General features: G+C 46.2%; 20 protein-coding genes. 13 read left to right on the top strand and 7 right to left on the bottom strand.

Annotation, left to right across the window (positions count from 1 at the left end; all coding sequences use genetic code 11):
* Nucleotides 1-95 precede the first annotated feature (95 nt).
* Nucleotides 96-755, top strand: a complete 660-nt coding sequence (gene trhA, locus LSG34_RS00580) for a PAQR family membrane homeostasis protein TrhA (protein ID WP_233006882.1) — start codon at nt 96-98, stop codon at nt 753-755.
* Here the strand turns inward: trhA and LSG34_RS00575 are convergent.
* Nucleotides 752-4,000: an ATP-binding protein gene (locus LSG34_RS00575; protein WP_233006881.1), complete on the bottom strand. Its 3,249-nt coding sequence runs from the start codon at nt 3,998-4,000 to the stop codon at nt 752-754. The genes trhA and LSG34_RS00575 overlap by 4 nt on opposite strands.
* 230 nt (nt 4,001-4,230) lie before the next feature.
* Here LSG34_RS00575 and trxB point away from each other — a divergent pair, with 230 nt between their 5' ends.
* The 4 genes from trxB (at nt 4,231) to infA (ending at nt 6,957) form a co-directional block, all read left to right on the top strand.
* Nucleotides 4,231-5,187, top strand: a complete 957-nt coding sequence (gene trxB / locus LSG34_RS00570; protein ID WP_008899359.1) for a thioredoxin-disulfide reductase — start codon at nt 4,231-4,233, stop codon at nt 5,185-5,187.
* Between the two features lie 27 nt (nt 5,188-5,214).
* On the top strand, nt 5,215-5,928 hold the full coding sequence (aat, locus tag LSG34_RS00565) for a leucyl/phenylalanyl-tRNA--protein transferase (RefSeq protein WP_233006880.1): 714 nt from the start codon (nt 5,215-5,217) through the stop codon (nt 5,926-5,928).
* A 1-nt stretch (nt 5,929) separates the two neighbouring features.
* Nucleotides 5,930-6,643, top strand: a complete 714-nt coding sequence (locus tag LSG34_RS00560) for an arginyltransferase (protein ID WP_233006879.1) — start codon at nt 5,930-5,932, stop codon at nt 6,641-6,643.
* A 95-nt stretch (nt 6,644-6,738) separates the two neighbouring features.
* Nucleotides 6,739-6,957 carry a translation initiation factor IF-1 gene (gene infA, locus LSG34_RS00555; protein WP_008610216.1) on the top strand — a complete coding sequence of 73 codons (219 nt, stop codon included), beginning with the start codon at nt 6,739-6,741 and terminating at the stop codon, nt 6,955-6,957.
* Between the two features lie 109 nt (nt 6,958-7,066).
* Here the strand turns inward: infA and clpA are convergent, their stop codons facing one another.
* Together clpA and clpS are read right to left on the bottom strand one after the other, a co-directional pair.
* Entirely contained in the window at nt 7,067-9,322 is a 2,256-nt protein-coding gene (gene clpA, locus LSG34_RS00550; RefSeq protein WP_233006878.1) for an ATP-dependent Clp protease ATP-binding subunit ClpA, read from the bottom strand.
* Nucleotides 9,323-9,370: 48 nt separating this feature from the next.
* Complete coding sequence (gene clpS / locus LSG34_RS00545) at nt 9,371-9,691, bottom strand: ATP-dependent Clp protease adapter ClpS (RefSeq protein WP_233006877.1); 321 nt, start codon at nt 9,689-9,691, stop codon at nt 9,371-9,373.
* Nucleotides 9,692-9,946: 255 nt separating this feature from the next.
* On the opposite strand from clpS, the gene cspD reads away from it, so the two are divergent.
* Nucleotides 9,947-10,168, top strand: a complete 222-nt coding sequence (cspD, locus tag LSG34_RS00540; protein ID WP_046518730.1) for a cold shock domain-containing protein CspD — start codon at nt 9,947-9,949, stop codon at nt 10,166-10,168.
* A 174-nt stretch (nt 10,169-10,342) separates the two neighbouring features.
* On the opposite strand, the gene LSG34_RS00535 is transcribed toward cspD, so the two are convergent.
* A complete protein-coding gene (locus LSG34_RS00535) occupies nt 10,343-12,565 on the bottom strand; it encodes an NADP-dependent isocitrate dehydrogenase (protein WP_233006876.1) in 2,223 nt (740 codons plus the stop codon).
* 392 nt (nt 12,566-12,957) lie between these two features.
* Here LSG34_RS00535 and LSG34_RS00530 point away from each other — a divergent pair, with 392 nt between their 5' ends.
* The 5 genes from LSG34_RS00530 (at nt 12,958) to LSG34_RS00510 (ending at nt 17,846) form a co-directional block, all read left to right on the top strand.
* Complete coding sequence (locus LSG34_RS00530; RefSeq protein WP_233006875.1) at nt 12,958-13,425, top strand: NUDIX domain-containing protein; 468 nt, start codon at nt 12,958-12,960, stop codon at nt 13,423-13,425.
* Nucleotides 13,426-13,500: 75 nt separating this feature from the next.
* Nucleotides 13,501-14,601, top strand: coding sequence for a tRNA 2-thiouridine(34) synthase MnmA (gene mnmA, locus LSG34_RS00525; RefSeq protein WP_233006874.1), 1,101 nt, complete (start codon nt 13,501-13,503; stop codon nt 14,599-14,601).
* A 3-nt stretch (nt 14,602-14,604) separates the two neighbouring features.
* Nucleotides 14,605-15,243 carry a high frequency lysogenization protein HflD gene (gene hflD, locus LSG34_RS00520; protein ID WP_233006872.1) on the top strand — a complete coding sequence of 213 codons (639 nt, stop codon included), beginning with the start codon at nt 14,605-14,607 and terminating at the stop codon, nt 15,241-15,243.
* Between the two features lie 9 nt (nt 15,244-15,252).
* Nucleotides 15,253-16,623, top strand: coding sequence for an adenylosuccinate lyase (gene purB / locus LSG34_RS00515; RefSeq protein WP_233006870.1), 1,371 nt, complete (start codon nt 15,253-15,255; stop codon nt 16,621-16,623).
* 68 nt (nt 16,624-16,691) lie between these two features.
* Nucleotides 16,692-17,846 carry a ribosomal protein uL16 3-hydroxylase gene (locus LSG34_RS00510; protein WP_233006868.1) on the top strand — a complete coding sequence of 385 codons (1,155 nt, stop codon included), beginning with the start codon at nt 16,692-16,694 and terminating at the stop codon, nt 17,844-17,846.
* A 126-nt stretch (nt 17,847-17,972) separates the two neighbouring features.
* On the opposite strand, the gene LSG34_RS00505 is transcribed toward LSG34_RS00510, so the two are convergent.
* Nucleotides 17,973-18,395 (bottom strand): DUF4826 family protein, encoded by a 423-nt coding sequence (locus LSG34_RS00505; RefSeq protein WP_233006866.1) that lies wholly within the window; start codon nt 18,393-18,395, stop codon nt 17,973-17,975.
* A gap of 131 nt (nt 18,396-18,526) precedes the next feature.
* Here LSG34_RS00505 and LSG34_RS00500 point away from each other — a divergent pair, with 131 nt between their 5' ends.
* Complete coding sequence (locus tag LSG34_RS00500; RefSeq protein WP_332909068.1) at nt 18,527-19,651, top strand: Leu/Phe/Val dehydrogenase; 1,125 nt, start codon at nt 18,527-18,529, stop codon at nt 19,649-19,651.
* A 123-nt stretch (nt 19,652-19,774) separates the two neighbouring features.
* On the opposite strand, the gene LSG34_RS00495 is transcribed toward LSG34_RS00500, so the two are convergent.
* Nucleotides 19,775-20,488 carry a hypothetical protein gene (locus tag LSG34_RS00495; RefSeq protein WP_233006865.1) on the bottom strand — a complete coding sequence of 238 codons (714 nt, stop codon included), beginning with the start codon at nt 20,486-20,488 and terminating at the stop codon, nt 19,775-19,777.
* 193 nt (nt 20,489-20,681) lie between these two features.
* On the opposite strand from LSG34_RS00495, the gene wecC reads away from it, so the two are divergent.
* Nucleotides 20,682-21,914, top strand: a complete 1,233-nt coding sequence (wecC, locus tag LSG34_RS00490) for a UDP-N-acetyl-D-mannosamine dehydrogenase (RefSeq protein WP_233006863.1) — start codon at nt 20,682-20,684, stop codon at nt 21,912-21,914.
* A gap of 51 nt (nt 21,915-21,965) precedes the next feature.
* Here the strand turns inward: wecC and LSG34_RS00485 are convergent, their stop codons facing one another.
* The gene (locus LSG34_RS00485; protein WP_233006862.1) at nt 21,966-22,880 is read right to left on the bottom strand and encodes a hypothetical protein; all 915 of its coding nucleotides are present in this window, start codon (nt 22,878-22,880) and stop codon (nt 21,966-21,968) included.
* Between the last annotated feature and the right edge of the window lie 11 nt (nt 22,881-22,891).

The raw sequence follows: 22,891 nt of genomic DNA, 5'->3' as shown, positions 1-22,891 counted from the left end.
ATAGAAAATAACGAATTGCTCTGGTTGCTTTAATCAGGCCAGTGTTACCATGGCGTTTTCAACACCTTAGTGCGTTTTCAGCAGGTCAGAACACAGTGCAGAGTATTAAAACAGCCACCAGCTACAGTTCATCAGAAGAATTAAGCCATGCCATCAGCCATGGGCTTGGAGTTTTAGCCAGTCTAGTGGGCTTATATCTGATGGTGGAACTGACTGCCACTACCGACTTTTGGCGTCAGGTCAGCAGTTGGGTATTTGGTTTGAGTTTAATTTTGTTATACGGCAGCTCCACTGTGTATCACTCAGTTCAGAACATTAAGCACAAGTTATGGCTGCGAAAACTCGATCATTCGGCTATTTTTATTCTGATCGCCGGTACCTACACTCCTTTTACGCTTGTCAGTTTAAGAGACAACTGGGGCTGGTGGTTATTTGCTCTGGTCTGGAGTATTGCTTTTGCTGGTGTGCTGTTAAAACTCTTTACCGGCGCTAAATATCAGAAATTATCTATAGCTCTTTATCTAATCATGGGCTGGATAGTGGTTGTCGCCATTGACCCTATGTTGACCCATGTGCCGGCAGCAGGCATGTGGTGGTTACTGGCTGGTGGCTTATTTTACTCAGGTGGCGTGCTGTTTTATGTGCAAAAAACTTTGTTTATGCATCACCTGATCTGGCATTTATTTGTGCTCGCAGGCAGTGTTTGTCATTTTCTGGCAGTGTATTGGCATGTTCTGCCACAGCCAATTCTTTAAATCTGCTGCATCGGTAACTCAAACCAGAACAAAGCGCCTTGTTCTGGTTTACTTTCAAAACCTATCTCGCCATGATGAGCTCCGATAATAGTCTTGCAGATATTTAAGCCAAGCCCAGTGCCTTCGGCTTTGCGGCTAGTCGAGCCATCCGCCTGAGAAAATTTTTCAAAAATACGATTACGGAAATTATCGGGAATACCTGCCCCCTGATCCTGTACTTCAAAACGAATACGATCCCCAAGCCCCGTTAACTGCACCACCACCGTCTGACCGGCACTGGAAAATTTAATGGCATTGGATAACAGGTTATCGACCACTTGCCTGATCCGGGTTGGATCCGCCATCACCTTACAGTCAGCAAGCTTCGTCTGGAAACTCACCTGATACTTGGCTGCAAATGGGGCTATGCCATCCAGAGCCTGCAGTACCAACTGCTTCATATCCACTGCATCAAAGGCCAAACTAAAATTACCGGATTCAAACTTTTGTAAGTCCAGCAAGTCATTAATCAGTTGCGACAAACGTTCACTATTGCCAAGTGCTGTTTGCAATAGCTGCTGATAATGCTGAGAATCTTCAGACACAGCTTTACTGGCCAACAAGCCTACAGCACCACGAATAGAGGTCAAAGGTGTACGCAGCTCGTGACTGACGGTAGAAATAAACTCGTCTTTTAGATTATTCAGCCGTTTTAATTCCCTGTTATTTTCGGCCAGTTGCGACAAGCTAATCTCTAACTGTCGGGTCCTTAATGATAAAGTCGCGGAGCTATCCTGTAGCGCTTTCGTACGTTCCTCTACCATAGTCTCCAGTACAGTCTGGTTGTATGCCCTTTCCTGTACTGAATGCTGTAGCAGTCTATTGATTTGCCGCATATGACGTAGCCGGTAGGCGTGTCCGCACAGCAAGAGCAATAACAACAGAGCAGCAAGTCCTGGCAAGACCCAGCTGTGTTGCCACCACAAAGGCAAGACTTCGATGGTCAAAATTTGTGGCTCATCCGCAAACAAACCATGTTGGTTAGAACCCAGTACTTTAAACTGATAAGTACCAGGCTCCAGCTGACTGTAATTCACTTTGGTATAGCCGGTGCTTTGTTGCCAGCTGTTATCTACACCTTCCAACTGATAGATAAACTGATTACGTTTAGGGTCGTGAAAATCAAGACTAGCAAGCTCCAGGCTAATACTCTCACCTGGTTTTAATTCAATATGAGACCAGGGGCCCTGCATAATAGTTGTTTTGAGTTTTTTCTGATCAATCCAAATAGCAGAAACACGGGTGTTGCTTTTGTAATGATTCAACCACAGTCGTTCTGCATGGACTATGGCTAAACCTCCGGCCGTACCTAAATACAAGTTACCTCGTTTAGACACCGAAAATGCCTTAAAAATCATTTCCCTGTTACTCAAGCCATCTTGTTCGGTGAAGGTAATTAAACGCTCCTGCTGGTAGGGTTTTAAACTCAAACCATGAGCAGAAAACAACCAGATATTTTTTTGTGCGTCTGTATAAGCCCCCAGCAATTCAGTTTTAAGCACATTGATGCCATCTCTTTGCCCGGATACGATTCGGTTCTGCAGGTCCAGACTGAGCAGCCCGCTTCGGCTACACACCAGTACAGTGTTATCAGGCCCTGGCGCTATACATTGAATATCCAGTGCCTGCTCAACGGGCACTAAGTCGTTTAACGACTGTAGTTCCAAACTGGATGGGTCCAGAACAAAAATGCCCGAATAGCGCGTCCCTAACCAGATTTTCCCCTGTATTTCCTGAACCACCTGTACCGCATCGCCTACTTTATGCTGCGCCATATCCTGCAACCAAAATTGATGATTGCCACTGGGGTCCCAACGCATCAATCCGTTTTGCCATAAGCCCAGATACAAGCTGCCATCAGCTAAGCTGATCAGATCCCGCACATTTTGCCATTGAGTACTGTTGGGCCCTTGACCCGAATCAAGCTGTATCAGCTGCTGTTTGTTTTCGTCAAATTGCCATAAGCCATTGTCAGAGCCTATAAACAGCTCACCCCGACTGGTTCTTGTGATGGTATTCACGCGGGCAGGCATCGAAAACGACGCCACAGCAGCTGTTTTTCTGTTGAGCTGATGAAACTGGTCCGCACTGCCCAGCCATAAATAATCGTCTTCCACTTTCACCGCTGTCAGTTGCTGTTTTGCCAAAGCAGCAGCTTGTGCCCCCCAACTGGTTAAGTCGGTAAATGCCGATGGCTGGTGCCTGCCATAAAATAATCCTCTTTCTCTGCTGCCTACCCACAACAACCCGCTGCGGTCGACCAATAAAGAACGCACATTAATACCAGGCAATAGCTGTCTGCCATCCGCAAAAGGTTCAAATAAACCTGAGGTTAACGATACTTTATAAATACCGTCAAAAGTTCCGACCAGTAAATTCCCTTGCCGATCACTTTCCAGCACATTGACGATAGGGCTTAGTGCTTCGTCATAAAAAGGTATGGCCCGAAACATAGAAGAGGAGCGCTCAAACTGAAACAAAGAGCTGCGCCCTCCCACCCACAACTGATTACCATGAGCAAACAGGGTTCGCATTTCATTGTTGACACTTTGCTGACCAAAAGCCTGATAGGCAGTACTAAGCCCATCCTGAACAGTCCACTGATGAAGGCCACTACTGGTTGCAATCCAGATTGTGCCATCTTCGGTTTGAGCCAGAGCCCAGATACGTTGATTAATCAGCGGCTGAGCGGCATCAGCGGCTCCTACTGTCTGCAAAGTTCCGTCAGGCAACAGTCGCTGTAAGCCTTTGTTGGTGCCAATCCATAACACACCTGATTGATCCAGTAACAGGCTCTGAATGTAATTACTGGTCAACACCAAAGCACTGTCAGGTCGATCGGAGTAATGTGAGATTGTCCCGGTTTGGGTATCTACTTTGCTTAAGCCCATGCCCCAACTGCCAATCCACAACTGATCGTTCTGATCCATCAGCAAGGCATCAATATCAGGCACCAGTATGTTGTTGCTGACCGAGGCTGGCAGCACATCAAAGGACTCCAGTTCGTAACCGTTGTAACGCAGTAAACCAGTGTTGGTGGAACCAAGCCAGATATAACCCTCTTTATCCTGCACAATACGGTAAATGCTGGCATTGGGTAAGCCATCATCAACACTGAGCCGGGTAAAATGAGTTTGTGCCGTCACGACAAAACTGCAGCACAACAGCCACAACATGAGCAGAATATGCCAAAACCTGATCATCATTCTTTCAGATCTCCAGGTTGGCCAAAGGCAGGGAAAAATAGTGCAATGTAAACCTCAGCCGAGGGTTAATAGCAAATATGTGTAAACAAACAATACCATAGCTTGGATTCCTTACCAGAGCCTGAATTGGAAAAAATGCGGTTGTGCTTTATCTCGCTATTGCAATGCCATAAAATCGGCCCCATTAACGACTCAACTGAATACACCATTGAAAAATGCCGGAGTAATGCATGTCCACTATTAAACACAGCCGTTTATTGATTTTAGGTTCTGGCCCAGCGGGCTACACTGCGGCTGTTTACGCTGCACGCGCCAATTTAAACCCGGTGCTGCTGACAGGTATGCAGGCGGGCGGCCAATTAACCACCACCACTGAAGTAGAAAACTGGCCGGGTGACCCGCATGGTTTAACAGGCCCTGCACTGATGGATCGCATGAAAGCTCATGCTGAAACTTTTAATACTGAAATTCTGTTTGATCATATCCACACCGTGGATTTCCAGCAGCGTCCATTTATTCTGACCGGTGATAACGGTCAGTACAGCTGTGACGCGCTGATTATAGCCACAGGCGCTTCAGCCAAGTATTTAGGCTTACCTTCAGAAGAAACTTACAACGGCCGTGGTGTCTCTGCCTGTGCCACTTGTGATGGTTTCTTTTACCGCAATCAAAAGGTTGCAGTAGTAGGTGGCGGTAATACCGCAGTCGAAGAAGCGCTGTATTTAGCCAATATCGCCTCAGAAGTGCATTTAGTGCACCGTCGCGATACCTTTAAAGCAGAAAAAATTCTGGTTGACCGCTTAATGGCCAAAGTCGCTGCAGGCAATATTATTCTGCACACTCACCGTGAGCTGGAAGAGATTCTGGGTGACGATATGGGCGTCAACGGCATGCGTTTAAAATCCACCAATGGCCAGCCGACTGAAGATGTAGCTGTTGCTGGTGTATTTATCGCTATTGGTCATAAACCAAATACCGACATTTTTGCCGGTCAGTTGGAAATGAACGGCGGTTACCTGAAAGTGCAAAGTGGCACTGAAGGCAACGCCACTCAAACCAGTATTGAAGGTGTATTTGCTGCAGGTGACGTGTCGGATCATATCTACCGTCAGGCTATTACCTCGGCTGGCACAGGCTGTATGGCCGCTTTAGATGCTGAGCGTTATTTAGACGCTTTGGCTAAATAAGTTTCCTGAACTTTTAAAGGGTAAATAGTGGTGATTTATTTACCCGAATTATCAGAGACATCGCTTGAATTCCCTCCGGTCAGTCAGGCTCTGACTGAACCGGATGGTTTATTAGCCATGGGCGGTGATTTATCGCCTGAACGTCTATTAAAAGCCTATCAAAGCGGTATTTTTCCCTGGTTTAGCCCAGGCGATCCGCTGCTGTGGTGGAGCCCGTCACAACGCGCCATTTTTAAACCCGGTGTTTTAAAACCCAACCGCAGTTTGCGAAAACTTCTGCACCACTCCAGTTTTCAAATCAGTATCAATAAAGCTTTTCCGCTGGTGATCAGAGCCTGTAGTGCGCCACGCGCTTCGCAGCAAGGCACCTGGATAGTACCTGATATTCAACAGGCCTATATTGCATTGCATCAACAAGGCCATGCTCACAGTGTTGAAGTCTGGTCTGATGGCGAACTGGTCGGTGGTTGTTATGGGGTTATGGTTGGCCAGCTGTTTTGTGGCGAGTCGATGTTTAATACTCAGCCCAATACGGCAAAAATTGCGCTTGCGGCTTTACAGCAGCATTTATCCTCCTTTGCGACAGGCTATATTGATTGTCAGATGATGAATCCTTTTTTACAGCAGTTAGGAGCAGAGCCTTTGTCGCGCAGAACTTACCTGACCTTACTGGCAAATCATAAAGCCCTGCTCTGCCCAGTTGATATCTGGCGTGTGCAGGATATTCAGTTGGAGCTTTAAGATGTCAGGCTTAAAACTTGGAGTCAGTCAGCAACAACAATGCAATTATCTGCCCGACCGCCAGGAACGGCTGCTTTTTACTCTGCCGGATGAGCCCTTAGATGCACAGTTTTATCAGCAACTACTGACGCTGAATTTTAGACGCAGCGGTGAGCAGATTTATACTACGTACTGTGAAGGCTGTCAGCAATGCCAGTCGGTACGGATCGAAGCGACAGCATTTCAATTAAACAGCAATCAACGTCGGGTCTGGAATAAAGCAAAACGCAGTAGCTGGCGTTATCAGTTGACAGAATTCAGTGATAACGAAAGTTGTACAGAAAAGTATTATGCTTTGTACCAGTCTTATATCGACAGCAAACATGCCGGCAGCTCAATGTCCCCGACAAGTCCGGAGCAAATGTCCTATTTATGGCAAGCCAACTGGTTAAAAATACAATTTTTAGAACAATACATAGATGACAAGTTAGTCGCTGTGACTGTAGTCGACTGCACAGCCGATGCCTTTTCTGCTGTCTATACTTTTTATCAGACAGGCCATGTGCTGGCCTTTGGCACCCTGGCTATTTTGGCATTGATTGAACAAGCTAAAACAGAAAACATCTGTTTTGTTTATCTGGGTTACTACATCCAGCACTGTCAAAAAATGAGTTACAAGGCAAAATTTTTGCCACAACAACGCTTTATAGCCGGAGAATGGCTCTCATTTAGCTAAATCTGACTATGTTGCTTTACTTATCTGCCCTTTTTCGGCAAAATCTGCGGCAGTTTTTTGAACTAATGAATTTAAATAAGAGGCTGGCACGCTGAATGGCGAAAGAAGACGTAATTGAAATGCAAGGGACTATCTTAGATACCCTGCCAAATACCATGTTTAAGGTCGAGTTAGAAAACGGCCACGTAGTTATTGCCCATATTTCAGGCAAAATGCGTAAAAACTACATTCGCATTCTGACAGGTGACAAAGTCACTGTTGAATTAACTCCTTACGATCTGACCAAAGGTCGCATCGTGTTCCGTCAACGTTAAGATTTGACGGAACCAGATAGCGCTAACGCTATTTGCTTCATGCGTTATAAAGAAAAACCCGGCCAAGCCGGGTTTTTTCGTATTTGAAGAGCTTAGCTAAGCTTGATACTTATACCAAAGCTTCTTCTTCGTTATAGTCAAATTCTAATTCATCGCCTTTCAGATCAATACGCACATCACCACCGTGCGCCAGTCGTCCAAACAAAATCTCGTTGGCTAAAGGCTTTTTCAGTTGCTCCTGAATAACCCGCGCCATAGGACGGGCCCCCATCGCCTGATCGTAACCTTTGTCGGCCAGCCATTGACGGGCTGCACCACTCAATTCCATCGACACTTGTTTTTTATCCAGCTGCACCTGCAGATCACAGACAAACTTATCGACAATTTGCAGAATAATGTCGCGGGATAAATGTTTAAACCAGATGATGCCATCCAGACGGTTTCTGAACTCAGGACTAAAGGTCCGGTTAATTTCGGCTAAAGCGTCGTGGCTGTGATCCTGTTGTTTAAAGCCAATGGTTTTACGCACCGTCTCCTGTACACCAGCATTGGTGGTCATCACCAAAATCACATTACGGAAATCCACTTTACGGCCGCTATTATCGGTTAAAGTGCCATGGTCCATCACTTGCAGCAAAATGTTGTAGATGTCGGAGTGCGCTTTTTCGATTTCATCCAACAGCACGACAGAGTACGGATGCTTCGATACAGCATCTGTCAGCAAACCGCCCTGATCAAAACCAACATAACCGGGAGGCGCACCAATAAGGCGGCTGACCGCATGACGTTCCATATACTCGGACATGTCAAAACGCAGCAGCTCAACACCCATAATTTTAGCCAACTGTTTGGTGACTTCGGTTTTACCTACCCCTGTTGGGCCTGCAAATAAGAAGTTACCAATAGGTTTTTCTTCGTTGCCAAGACCTGAGCGGGATAAACGAATAGCCGAAGTTAAAACTTCAATAGGCTCGTCCTGGCCAAAGACCACCATTTTCAGGTTACGGTCTAAATTCGCCAGCACATCTTTATCAGAGGCTGACACTGACTTCTCAGGAATACGCGCCATCTTGGCAATAATGTGTTCAATTTCCGGCACATTAATGACTTTTTTACGTTTAGACACAGGCAATAAACGCTGGCTGGCTCCCGCCTCGTCTATCACGTCTATGGCTTTATCCGGTAAATGCCGCTCGTTAATGTATTTCGCTGACAACTCAGCTGCAGCACGTAGCGCTTTTTGGGTATAACGCACACCATGGTGGGCTTCGTAACGTTCTTTTAAACCCTGCAAAATTTGGGTGGTGTCATCAACGCTTGGTTCAACCACATCAATTTTCTGGAAACGGCGCACCAGCGCTGTGTCTTTTTCAAAGATGTTTTTAAATTCCTGATAGGTGGTTGAACCTATGCAACGTAAACGACCACTGGATAACAGTGGTTTAATCAGATTGGATGCATCCATCACACCACCGGACGCAGCACCTGCGCCAATGACTGTATGAATTTCGTCAATAAAGAGCACTGCATCTTTTTCGTTTTCGATTTCTTTCAGCAAGGATTTTAAGCGTTTTTCGAAGTCACCGCGGTATTTGGTTCCAGCCAGCAAAGAGCCCATATCCAGTGAATAAATAGTGGCATTGGCAATGACTTCAGGCACTTGCTTATTGACGATACGATAGGCCAAGCCTTCGGCAATAGCGGTTTTACCGACGCCAGCTTCTCCCACCAGTAACGGGTTGTTTTTCTTACGACGGCACAACACCTGGATCGTACGTTCCAGCTCCATATCACGGCCAACCAGAGGATCGATCTGACCATTTTTTGCCAGGACGTTCAGATTGGCGGTGAAGCTTTCCAGGTATTTGTTTTCTTCAATCTGCACATCACCGTTTTCATCTTGCTGCTCGTCCTGCTGCTCGATTTTTTCGGTTTTAATGACACCATGAGAAATGTAGTTGACGATATCCAACCGGCTGATATCGATTTTTTTCAGTAAATAAACCGCTTGAGATTCCTGTTCACTGAAAATAGCGACTAACACATTAGCGCCTGTGACTTCAGATTTACCTGAGGATTGCACATGAAACACCGCTCTTTGTAATACACGCTGAAATCCGAGCGTAGGCTGCGTGTCGCGGTCTGCGTCGTCTTCTGGCAATAAAGGGGTGGTGGAATCAATAAAATGCGACAAATCGAGCCGCAGGCGGTCTATATTGGCACCGCAGGACTTTAACGCTTCACCTGCAGCCGGGTTATCCAATAAAGCTAATAATAAATGTTCGACCGTCATGTACTCATGACGTTTTTCCCGCGCAAACCGAAACGCCAGATTTAAGGTTAACTCAAGATCTTTGTTCAACATACAACATCACTCCTAATCCACCTGAGTTACAACAGCAGTTGTTTGGCGTTAAGCCCGCTCCATAGTGCATAACAATGGATGTTCGTGCTCTTTCGCATAAATGGACACTTGCTGAACTTTGGTCTCCGCAACCTCGGCTGTGAACACACCACAGACCGCCATACCTTCGTAATGCACCTGCAACATAATTTCACTGGCTTTTTCATACTGCATATTAAAAAACCGGGTTAACACATCAATGACAAAATCCATCGGGGTGTAGTCATCGTTGTGAAGTATGACTTTATACATAGAGGGAGGTTTCACCTGTTGCCGGGTTTTCTCCACCACTCCATGATCTGTTCCATTGTTTTCTTTATAACCGCTCATAAACTATAGCCACGCCTGTTCAAAGCATCAAAATTGCATTGATGAATTTTTTCGCCGGACCCAAAGCCACTACAGGCTTTGCAGCCACTCTGTATCCCGTATCTTATAGATAGTATCTGCAACGCCTCTTTACAAGTGGGTAAAAAACTTGACTAGCTGCACAAATTATCTACAGTAAATGGTGGAGTCTGCCCGCAGCTCCCTGTTGCTCCGCCTTAGAATACAGAATTTAGCTAACTTAGAGAAGGAAGTAGTATGGCTACCGGTAAAGTGAAATGGTTCAATAATGCCAAAGGATTTGGGTTTATTCGTGAAGATGGTCGTGACGAAGACATCTTCGCCCATTATTCAACCATTAACATGGATGGCTACCGTACGCTGAAGGCCGGCCAGGATGTGGTGTTTGACCTGTCTGAGGGCCCAAAAGGTTTACATGCAGTAAATATCGCTCTGCCAGAAGGTCACAAACCTGAATAACCACCTGAAGCTCACATATCCATATGAAATGCCGGCATAAGCCGGCATTTTTCTTTGCTCTCAATTAATCAAAATGCGATACAAGGTTCGTAGGGGCCGCGGCTTGTCCCGGCCCGTCCATAAGCACCGCGGTATCATTAGACGGGAGAGGACAAGCCTCTCCCCTACAGTGAATTACAGTGCAGCTAATGCCTGATTAAAGGTATCGCTTGGACGCATAGCTTTTGATGCTAAAACGTCGTCTGGTTTGTAGTAACCACCGATATCTACTGCTTTACCCTGGACAGAGTTTAATTCCTGCACAATTTTGGCTTCGTTTTCAGTTAAAGCTTTAGCCAGTGGAGCAAATTGTGCAGCTAAAGCTGCGTCTTTGCTTTGTGCGGCCAGAGCTTCTGCCCAGTAGAATGCCAGATAGAAGTGGCTACCACGGTTATCCAACTGACCCAGTTTACGGGTTGGCGACTTGTCGTTATCCAGGAACTTGGCAGTTGCCTGATCCAAAGCATCGGCCAGCACCTGAGCTTTTGCATTGCCAGTCACCTGACTTAAATGCTCCAGAGATGCAGCCAAAGCCAGGAATTCACCTAACGAATCCCAACGTAAGTGGTTTTCTTCAACAAACTGTTCAACGTGCTTAGGAGCAGAACCACCAGCGCCCGTTTCGAATAAACCACCGCCATTCATCAGAGGTACAATAGACAGCATCTTCGCGCTGGTACCTAATTCCAGAATTGGGAATAAGTCCGTTAAGTAGTCACGTAATACGTTGCCTGTCACAGAAATGGTATCCAGACCTTCTTTGATACGCTTTAAGGTATGACGGGTGGCATCTTCCGGCGACATGATCTGAATATCTAAACCAGTGGTGTCGTGATCTTTTAAGTAACGTTCTACTTTAGCAATCAGCTGAGCATCGTGAGCACGGTTTTTGTCTAACCAGAATACCGCAGGAGTTTTGCTTAAACGGGCACGGTTGACCGCCAGTTTCACCCAATCCTGGATTGGTGCGTCTTTGGCCTGACACATACGCCAGATATCACCTTGCTCCACGTTATGCTGAATCAGCACAGTACCAGCAGCATCTACGACACGAACCTGACCCGCAGCTTTAATTTCGAAAGTCTTATCGTGTGAGCCGTATTCTTCCGCTTTTTGCGCCATTAAACCAACGTTTGGCACTGAGCCCATGGTACGAGGGTCAAAAGCACCGTGTTCACGGCAGAAATTGATGGTTTCCTGATACACACCTGCGTAGCAACGGTCAGGAATAATAGCTTTGGTGTCTTTTAACTTGCCATCCGGGCCCCACATCTGGCCAGAAGAGCGGATAGCAGCAGGCATAGAAGCATCGATAATCACATCGCTTGGAACATGCAGGTTCGTGATGCCTTTATCAGAGTTCACCATCGCCAGAGCGGGCTGTTTTGCATAGACAGCTTTGATGTCGGCTTCAATTTCAGCTTTTTTATCGGCTGGCAGCTTAGCGATTTTTGCGTACACATCACCTAAACCGTTGTTGGCATCGACACCTAATTCAGCAAAAGTTGCGGCGTGTTTTTCAAAGACTTCTTTGAAGAACACAGTGACCACATGACCAAACATAATAGGGTCAGACACTTTCATCATGGTGGCTTTTAAATGCACTGACAGCAATACATCTTTGGCTTTCGCATCAGCAATTTCTGCAGCGATAAAATCACGTAACGCTTTTTTGCTCATGGCTGAAGCATCAATGATTTCGCCGGCTTTCACAGCAGTTTTTTCTTTCAGTACAGTCACGCTGCCATCTGCTGCCACATGTTCAATACGCACCTGACCAGCGTCTTTGATCGTGACAGACTTTTCGCTGCCGTAGAAATCACCTGCGCTCATATGAGCCACATGAGATTTCGACTCCTTGCTCCAGGCCCCCATAGAATGCGGGTTTTTGCGGGCATATTGTTTAACAGAAGCAGGAGCACGACGGTCTGAGTTACCTTCACGCAGCACAGGGTTTACCGCGCTGCCTTTAACTTTGTCGTAACGGCTGCGGGCTTCTTTTTCTTCCGCTGTTTTTGGATCTTCCGAGTAATCAGGCAGTTTGTAGCCTTTGGCTTGCAGTTCTTTAATAGCAGCAACTAACTGTGGAATAGAAGCACTGATATTTGGCAGCTTGATGATGTTGGCTTCTGGCGTATTCGCCAGCTCGCCTAAACCCGTTAAAGCATCTGGCTGACGTTGTGCTTCGGTCAGAAATTCAGGGAACAAGGCAAGAATACGGCCAGCCAGAGAAATATCCTGAGTTTCAATTTCGATATCCGCAGTTTTGGCAAAAGCCTCAACTACAGGTAAAAAAGAATAAGTGGCCAGTGCCGGGGCTTCGTCCGTAATAGTGTAGATAATTTTTGAGGTGGTCATATCGTTTCCTGGATTTACAGCAAAATTGAGTCGTTAGCCAGACGCGTCTCACTTGATGCGGCCTGGGCTGTTTAAAACGTTACAGTTACTCGTGTACTCGTGGTGCCCGAGTATAACAGCGCTCATTCTAAGAGCCTAGTCAAGCACATGCGCTTTACGACAGAAGTAGTAGCTGCTCAAACTCTGTCGCGCTTTATATTACTGAAATGTCAGACGGAAAACAGAGTTCTGCGGCCCGACCACTTGAGCAACATTAGCGATTTATGGGCGTTTTGCGCCAATTACAACAAAAGATCGGTTTTTTTGTTCATATATGGCATAAATAGAGTGCCTTGTTGTTTTTCCGTCGCCTTCTTTTTATTCGAAGCCCTCATTTAAGGAGCCTTTTGTTTATGTCCCGTCCTTTATTGCATTTAACTGTCGCCGCAGTGTTGTATTTTCAGGGTCGTTATTTATTGGTGGAGGAAAAAGATAAAAGCTCCGGCCGCCTGGTGCTGAATCAGCCGGCAGGTCATGTTGAGGAAAATGAAGATGTCATCAGTGCGGTAAAACGCGAATTGCAGGAAGAAACAGGCCTGAGCTTAGAACCTGATGCCTGGCTGGGTATTTCCCAGCTCAAAGCCGCCAATGGTCATTTTTATGTGCGGGTGAATTTTGTCTTTACCCCTACCGAATTACCGCTACAGTATCAGCCACAAGATGACGATATTCGGGCCTTGCACTGGTTGAGTTTGGATGAATTACGCACTCATGCCCTGCCCGTACGCAGTCAATTAGTGCTGGATGCCATCACACAGTTTGAACAAAACCAACTATTGTCGTTGTCTCAGATCAGAAATGCCGTCGCACATTCGCTTTGATTAACATTTTTTGGCAAAGAATTTGGTGCTATAATCCGCGCCCGTTCCCATCCAGCCAGTAAAAAGTGCGGTGTAATGTCAGATAACAGCAGCAAAAAAGTCATTGTCGGTATGTCCGGTGGTGTTGATTCCTCAGTGTCCGCCTACTTGCTGATGCAGCAAGGGTATCAGGTCGAAGGCCTGTTTATGAAGAACTGGGAAGAAGATGACGACAGCGAATATTGCGCTGCTGCTGACGACTTAAGAGATGCTCAGGCGGTCTGTGACAAGCTGGGTATCAAGCTGCACAAAGTCAACTTTGCCGCTGAGTACTGGGACAATGTGTTTGAATATTTCCTCGAGGAATACAAAGCTGGCCGTACGCCGAACCCGGATATTATGTGCAACAAGGAAATTAAGTTTAAAGCTTTCCTTGAATTTGCCGCCGAAGCTTTAGGTGCCGACTTTATCGCCACAGGCCATTATGTACAGCGCCGTGAAGTAGAAGGCCATTGGCAGTTATTGCGGGGTCTGGATACCAATAAAGATCAAAGTTATTTCCTCTATACCATAGGTGAAGAACATGTGGCGCAAACCCTGTTCCCTGTGGGTCATCTGGAAAAACCTCTGGTACGGGCTATTGCTGAAGAACAAGGTTTAATTACGCACGATAAAAAAGACAGCACAGGCATTTGTTTTATCGGCGAGCGTAAATTTAAAGATTTCCTGCAAAAGTATCTGCCAGCCCAGCCTGGTGATATTTACACAGTAGACGGCGACAAAATTGGCCAGCACGATGGTCTGATGTATCACACTTTAGGCCAGCGTAAAGGTCTACGTATTGGTGGTTTAAAAGACGGTGATGATCAGCCATGGTATGTGGTGTCGAAAGACTTGATCAATAACCGTCTTATTGTCGCTCAGGGCCACGACCATCCAAGTATGTTCTCCAAAGGTTTAGTGGCAAATCAACTGCACTGGGTCGATCGCACTGGCCCACAGCAAGCGCTTCGCTGCACTGTCAAAACCCGTTATCGTCAGACCGATATTCCATGCACCCTGACCCCAATGCCGGATGGCACTGTGGTTGTGGTATTTGATCAGCCTCAAAAAGCCGTTACCCCAGGTCAGTCTGCTGTGTTTTACAGCGACGAGATTTGTTTGGGTGGTGGCATTATTAATTCGGCCATACAGTAACTTATGCAACACAGTATTCAGACTCAAACCCTTGCTCTGGCAGGTATGTGCCAGGCTCTTAAGCTATTACAGCAAGTCACCCGTACCAACGATGTAGCACTGGCTGATTTGCAGTTGTGTTTAGCCAGTATCGCTAATTTATCTCCGGCAGAACCTTTGGATATTTATGGCAAAGATGTGGCGAACCTGCGCGCTGGTTATCAGTGTCTGGTGGATCAGTTAGGTGACAATCAACGCAAAGATGTGGAACTGACCCGTTATGTGGTGTCCGTGATTGCACTGGAGCGTAAGCTGACAAAAAACCGCGATAATCTGGATAACCTGGGTAAAAGGTTATCCCGCTTAGAGCAGCAACTGCAGCATTTTGCTATTACCGATGAAAACATCATTGCTAATCTGGCCGATATTTATGTCGAATGCATCAGCTCTTTAGGCACCCGAATTCAGGTCGCTGGTCAGCCAGAACTGCTGAAACAGCAACTGGTACAGCATAAAGTTCGCGCTTTGTTATTGGCAGCTATCCGCGCCGTGGTGTTATGGCGCCAGTCCGGTGGCAGTCGTCTGCATTTTGTATTCAAACGCAAAGCACTGCTGAATGAAGCCAAATCCGTTTTACACACTATTGCCCCAACCCATTCATAGGAGCACCTAATGGAATTATCAGCATTAACCGCCATCTCCCCTGTAGATGGCCGCTATGGCTCAAAAGCCAGCGAGCTGCGTGAGTTTTTTAGTGAATATGGTTTAATCAAATTCCGGGTGACTGTGGAAGTACGTTGGTTGCAAAAATTAGCAGCCACTGCAGCTATCACTGAAGTTCCGGCTTTATCCGACAGTGCCAACGCGCTGTTAAACGGAATTGTCGACAATTTCAGCCTTGCTGATGCGCAGCGTGTCAAAGACATTGAGCGCACCACCAACCATGACGTGAAAGCGGTTGAATATTTACTCAAAGAAAAAGTAGCTGGTCATGCTGAATTAGCAGCGGTCAGTGAATTTATTCACTTTGCCTGTACCTCTGAAGATATCAATAACCTGTCGCACGGTTTGATGTTAGGTGCAGCACGTGATGAAGTGCTGTTGCCACTCTGCGATCAGTTATTAAACGAAATCAAAGCTTTAGCCCATAAATACAAAGCTATTCCTATGATGGCCCGTACTCACGGTCAGCCAGCCTCTCCGACCACTTTAGGTAAAGAGATGGCGAATGTGTACATGCGTTTAAAGCGTCAGCGTGAGCAAATCGCTAAGGTTGAACTGCTGGGTAAAATCAACGGTGCTGTAGGTAACTACAATGCGCATTTATCCGCTTACCCGAACCTGAATTGGCATCAGTTTGCAGAAGAGTTTGTCACTAGCTTAGGCTTAAGCTGGAACCCGTACACCACTCAGATTGAACCACACGATTATATCGCAGAGCTGTTTGACGCCATCGCACGTTTCAACACCATCCTGCTCGACTTCGACCGTGATGTCTGGGGTTATATAGCTTTAGGTCACTTTAAGCAGCGCACTATTGCCGGTGAAATTGGCTCGTCCACTATGCCGCATAAAGTGAACCCAATCGATTTTGAAAACTCTGAAGGTAACCTGGGTCTGGCTAACGCCATATTCCAGCATTTATCCTCCAAGTTACCTGTATCACGTTGGCAGCGTGACTTAACAGACTCTACTGTGCTGCGTAACTTAGGTGTAGGTTTTGCGTACACTGTCATTGCATACCATGCAAGCCTCAAAGGCATCAGCAAACTGGAAGTGAACGAAGCCAACCTGATGAGCGAGCTGGATCAGAACTGGGAATTACTGGCAGAGCCGGTACAGACAGTAATGCGTAAATATGGCATTGAACAGCCGTATGAAAAGCTGAAAGAACTGACCCGCGGCAAACGTATCACGCCAGCAGACTTGGCAGTCTTTATCGATAAATTAGAGCTGCCTGCAGAAGTGAAAGCAGAATTAAAAGCACTGCGTCCTGATAACTACTTAGGCGCAGCAATCGAACTTGTTGATTTGTTAAACTAAACTAATCAGCACTTCAGAACCTTCAACAGGGCGATTTTATCGCCCTGTTTTTATGGTGAAACAGAACTATGTACCAATTATTTTTAAATGAATTAACTCCTGCACAGTTTTTAGCAGAGTACTGGCAGAAAAAGCCTTTGCTTATCAAAGCGGGCTTTAGAAACTTTATCGACCCTATCAGCCCGGACGAACTGGCAGGCCTGGCCGGTGAAGAAGAAATCGAATCCCGTATTGTTAGCAATAAAAATGCGGTATGGGATATGGAGACCGGCCCTTTTGAGGATTTCAGCCATTTAGGCGAAGAAGGCTGGACATTGTTAGTCCAGGCCGTGGATCACTGGCATCCGCACTCTGCTGCTTTGATTGAGCCGTTCCGCTTTATTCCAAACTGGCGTATTGATGATTTGATGGTGAGCTTTTCTACTGCTGGTGGAGGTGTAGGCCCGCATCTGGATCAATATGATGTCTTTATTATCCAGGGCCAGGGTAAACGCCACTGGCGCGTGGGCATGCCGGACAGCAGTTTAAAACAGCACTGCCCTCACCCTCGTTTATTGCAGGTGACTCCTTTTATCGACTGCATTGATGTGATCACTGAACCTGGCGATATTTTATATATTCCACCGGGTTGCCCACACGATGGCATTTCTTTGGACCCGTCACTGAATTATTCAGTCGGTTTTCGTGCTCCAGCGCAAAAAGATTTACTGACAGGCCTGGCTGATCATCTGATCGATCAGGACATTACTGGTCGTCGTTTTACGGATCCAGAGCGTCAGGTACCGGATTCAGTCGGTGCGATAAGCGACGGTGATTTAACCCAAGTGCAAGGTTTATTGCGCCAGTTAGTCGACGATAAACACTTTGCCGCTCAGTGGTTTGGCAGTTATATCAGCCATGCCAAACATGAATTGGATGCAACAGGACCTGATCCACATTATGAAGCCGATGAAATTGGTGAGTATCTGGAAGAAGGATCAGTGCTGGCCAAATTAGGTGGCCTACGCACTTTGTATTATCAGGCCACTGCTGCTGAAGATATCCAGTTGTTTATCAATGGTGACCGCTTTTTAGTGCCGGCTATTGAGCTTGAAACGGTAAAAAAACTGACAGACCAAATCAGCCTGAGTGCAGAAGACTGCCAACATTTCGCGGCAGACCATGGCCGTTTACAGTTGATCACTTTGCTGATCAATAAAGGGTACTGGTACTTTACGGAGTAACCTGAACCTTAAGTTCAAGCATAAAAAAAACCGCCAATGGCGGTTTTTTTTATGCTTCTAAGCTTTATTGAACAACTCAAAAAAACGACTCGAAGCCTTGTAAAGATTTATATACTAAAAACCAGCTTAGCTCTGCTTAGCCCACAGCTCTTCTTTATTAAATAAATCATACAAACCATGAGCTCTGTGCACCAATAAGTTAGCGAAATCTGCTTTCGTTTTATCGATAGAACCTGAGTTCATTACCTGCTCAGCCTTTAACTGCCAGCTTAACGAAAAAGCCCGCACCGCTTCTCTTGCATCTTGTGCTGCCGACAAAGGCATGTGATCTGTAGGTAAATCACCACTTATCACCCAGTATTGTTTACGATCCTGTGCTGTAATCTTCCACACCGCCATTAATGGTGTTAAATAACGAGATTCAGACACTGCCACATTGTCTGGCAATATGCCCTTTTCGGCCAAATACTGGTTTGCTTTCTGGAACTGGATGCGAACCCACTCACTGTTCGCTTCCGCTTGTTGTTCCTCGGTTAATTGTTCTGCCATTACTGTTTTCCTTTCTCCAAGTGGCGTTACTTTATGTGACTCAATCCACACAATCAAGAGCTGGCTTCAATTGTCGACAATCACCTGGTCTTACCAGATTTTGTTTTTACAGATCGATGGCGAAAGCTGCAGTGAAGTGGTACATTCCGCGGCGCAAAAAGCCCTTAGGCCCTGCCCTCTGTGGCATGGTGAGTTATATCAACGGAGAACAAGTCGTGGCTGTATTTAACCATCCTGAATTTGATAACCATGAGCAAGTCGTATTCTGCAGTGATGAAAGCACTGGTTTAAAAGCTATTATTGCAATTCACAGCACAGCTTTAGGTCCGGCAACTGGCGGCTGCCGTATGTGGGACTATGTCGCTGATGAAGATGCCTTAGTCGACGTATTACGTTTATCCCGCGGCATGACTTACAAAAATGCTATGGCTGGTTTGCCATTAGGCGGCGGTAAGGCAGTGATTATTGGTGATGCGAAAAAAATCAAATCTGAAGCTCTGTTCCGTAAGTTCGGCAAGTTTGTGCATTCATTAAGCGGCCGTTATGTCAGCGCAGAAGATGTGAATATCACAACGGGCGACATTATGATCGTCAATAAAGAAACTCCTTACGTAGCAGGTTTAGAAGGCTTAAGTGGTAACCCTGGTCCTTTTACCGCATTAGGGACTTACCGTGGTATTAAAGCCGCCGCTAAGCACAAGTTCGGCACAGATGATTTGAATGGTTTGACCGTTGCGGTGCAAGGTTTAGGCAGCGTTGGTTTTTATCTGTGCGAATACCTGCACAAAGAAGGCGCCAAACTGATTGTTACTGATATCAATCAGGATGCGGTCAGCCGCGCCGTAGCACAGTTTAACGCGACAGCTGTAGGCTTAGATGAAATCTATGCTATTGACGCTGACATCTACGCTCCTTGCGCTTTAGGTGCCACCATTAACGACATCACTATTCCTCAGCTGAAATGCAAAATCATTGCAGGTTGTGCCAATAACCAGCTCAAAGAAAGCCGCCATGGTGAACTGTTACGCCAAAAAGGAATTCTGTACGCACCGGATTACGTGATCAATGCGGGTGGCATTATCAACGTGGCAATGGAAATGCGTGCAGTGGGCTACAACGCAGAAGAATCTACGGCTAAAGTGAACCAGATTTACCATACGCTGATCAATATCTTCGAACGTGCTGATGCACAGCAAAAACCAACCAACGAAGTGGCAGATTTAATGGCGCAGGAAATTATCCGTAACGCCCGTTAACTGTATGACCCATAGATACCCAAAGTAATTGGAGTTGCAGCGCGACGACAAGTGAGCGAGACCCCAGGAGCATAGTTGTCCTATGTGACTGGGGCGAGTAGCGCAGTCAACAAAGCTGCAGCTTCAAGAACGCGGGGTATACCACTCAGTCCAGTCTTTAGTCAGCCAATAGACTTGCAGACTGGCGGTTTCTGCCGCCAGCTTTGAGAACAAATCATAGTTCGATAAATTCACCGTCAATAAGCAATTCCAACCACAATTCACCGGCCTGAAGGTCGCACTGGAGGCGGCATACACCTGTGCATTGAGCTGATGCATCTGCGCTAACTTTTTCACTCGAAGCGCATGGTAATCGCTGCTGATAAACAGATAGTTTTTGGTTTTATCCAGCTTTTGCTCCAAAGAGGCAAACTCGTGATAGGTCGTTGGTCCGCCATCAAAACACTGGATTGCAGCATATTCGGTTTTTTGCTTTAGTAAGGTTTCATAAGGCGCACAGTGCAAAGTGGTCATATAAACCTGCACAGGCCGCTGCTGGGCATTAATCATCAGAGCCAACTGGTTAATTCGGTTACTGGCGCAATCTGGCAAGCTGTGTTCATTACCGCCACAGCCTAAAAGCACATAGTCACCGTTAAAATTAGCCGGCAATTCTGCCGTACTGATTTGCGTGTTGTACCAGTCCCGCACCTGATTGGCGACTAATGTATTGCCGCTTAGATAAAACCAAATCAGCAACAGCCATAAGCCTTTACGGCGATAATACAGACAGGCGAAAAAAAACAACCAGAGGAATATATTCTGCGGATATAAAAAGGGTTCTAAAAAATCTTTCACTGCATAATCCTTGTGACTAGTGTGAGCAGTTCATAGCAGCAAGATACCACAGAGTCGCTAAGCAGCCATTCAGCTAACACTGTTATTTTATTAAAAATTTTCTTCAACAGCAGCTATCTGTCATCTAAGCTTTCTGGCGTGCTGTGATAAGATGTCAACAAAGAAAGAGCCAACAAGGTTAATGGAGTTCGTTATGTTTAAAACGGTATCAGTGATTGGTTTAGGGTATATCGGCTTGCCAACGGCAGCCATGTTGGCATCACGCAAGCTGCGTGTGATTGGTATAGACGTGAATCAACACGCTGTAGACACCATCAATCAGGGTAAAATTCACATTGTAGAACCTGAACTGGACATGCTGGTGCATGCCGCAGTGACAGGTGGTTACTTATCAGCTCAAACCAGCCCTGCTCCAGCTGATGCGTTTATGATAGCCGTGCCTACTCCATTTTTTGATGATCTGTCACCAGATTTAACTTATGTTGAAGCTGCGGTGAAATCTATTGCGCCAGTATTGACCAAGGGAAACTTAGTGGTGCTTGAATCAACCAGCCCGGTCGGCACCACAGAAAAAATCTGTCAGTGGATACGTGAAGCCCGTCCTGATTTAACAGTACCCACCGACTCTTCACAGCCTGATATTCATGTCGCCTATTGCCCTGAGCGGGTGTTACCTGGCCGCGTAGTCTATGAGCTGATTGCCAATGACCGTATTGTGGGTGGTTTAACTCCTGCCTGTTCTGAAAAAGCCAAAACGCTGTATCAAACCTTCGTTACAGGCGAATGTTTGATTTCTGATGCCCGCACCGCTGAAATGTCGAAACTGACTGAAAACGCCTTCCGTGACGTCAATATCGCTTTTGCCAACGAGTTATCCTTAATCTGTGATGAGTTGAACATTAACGTCTGGGAACTGATTAAAATGGCGAACCGCCACCCTCGCGTAAATATTCTGACGCCAGGTGCTGGTGTAGGTGGTCACTGTATTGCGGTGGATCCTTGGTTTATTGTGCACTCAGCACCAGAGCAAGCAAAACTTATTCGTACAGCCCGCGAAGTAAACGACTTTAAACCTCAATGGGTACTGCAAAAAGTATTATCCACTGTGGCCAATCACGCTTTACATAAGCCTTCTATCGCCTGTTTTGGTTTAGCCTTTAAACCGGATATTGACGATTTGCGTGAAAGCCCGGCGCTGCACATAGTCAACGATTTAGCCGCTGCGTATCAAGGCAAAATCTATGCGGTTGAGCCAAACGTGGAAAAAACCAATAAACTCGCTTCCAACGTGGAATTGGTGTCTGTTGAACAAGGTTTAAAAGCAGACATTATTGTGATTCTGGTGAACCACAAAGGTTTTGGTGATTTGGATTTCAGCAAACACAGCCTGATCAACGTGGTTGGCCCACTGCGCTCTGCACATTAAGATAAAACTTTCTTAAATCAACACCAGGCCGGTTCATCAAAACCGGCCTTTTTATTGCTTCACAAGTTCAGAGCTACCCAATACCTGTTGCTGTACTTCTGTATAAGCACTTTCCAATCTGGACTTAGTCTCTTCATCCACCCAGTGAAACATAGCGGTCTTGTAGTGGTCCTGTTGCCACAACATGTCCAGCACCTTATTAATTTGAGCAATAACTTGCTCTCCTTGCGGGCTTTTGTTGCAGGTAATGTAGGACACTGCATAAGGAGAGGCATCTGAGATCGCCCGACTCTGAAGCTTTATACCTTGCTGATGTTGTTGATTTTGCTTCAGGTAAAACGCCATACGCTCAGGATACTCAACGACATAATCCACCCGTTTGGATAACAGCAAAGCGGCGGCATTAATTTGACTGGTAAACTCTTGTGGAATAAAGTTGGCGTGCTGCGCAGCATCCATCACTGAGGACGGATAAAAGCGATTCGGCTGATACACTCCGGTCAGTTTTTTGTCCTGCGCCAACTGACGTACATCAACGCTACCATTCGTCTGCACGGCTTGATGCTGTTTTAGATCGGAATTTTGTCTGAAATGCACTGCTAAACCCGGAAGTACGGCAACAGCTTTAGAATACCAACGCGTTTTGGCTCTTTCTTCAGTAAAAAGCGAACCAAAGCTACACACACCCTGGCTGTTTTGCAAAAATGCCTGTTCCAGTCTCTGCAGGTTAACGACTTTTATCTGGTGCGTCAGATGCGGTAAACCTGCCACCACCAGTTTTTGCAATACATCAAATGTCCCCTGCTCCTGATACACACCTGTAGTGATTTGATGAGGAGGCCAATCCGTTTTCAGCCAGGTGACCTCTGCAGCCATACTGTTTTGACAGCAGAAAAAACCTGTAAGCAAAACAGCTTTACGCACAGTACCCCCTGTATCAGCGTCACCAGAACTACTTTTAACCATAGCATAGCCTG

Source organism: Rheinheimera faecalis, assembly GCF_021290965.1.
Taxonomy (GTDB): domain Bacteria; phylum Pseudomonadota; class Gammaproteobacteria; order Enterobacterales; family Alteromonadaceae; genus Pararheinheimera; species Pararheinheimera faecalis.
Note: the sequence above shows the minus strand (reverse complement) of the source record. Positions and strands in the feature narration are given on the sequence as shown.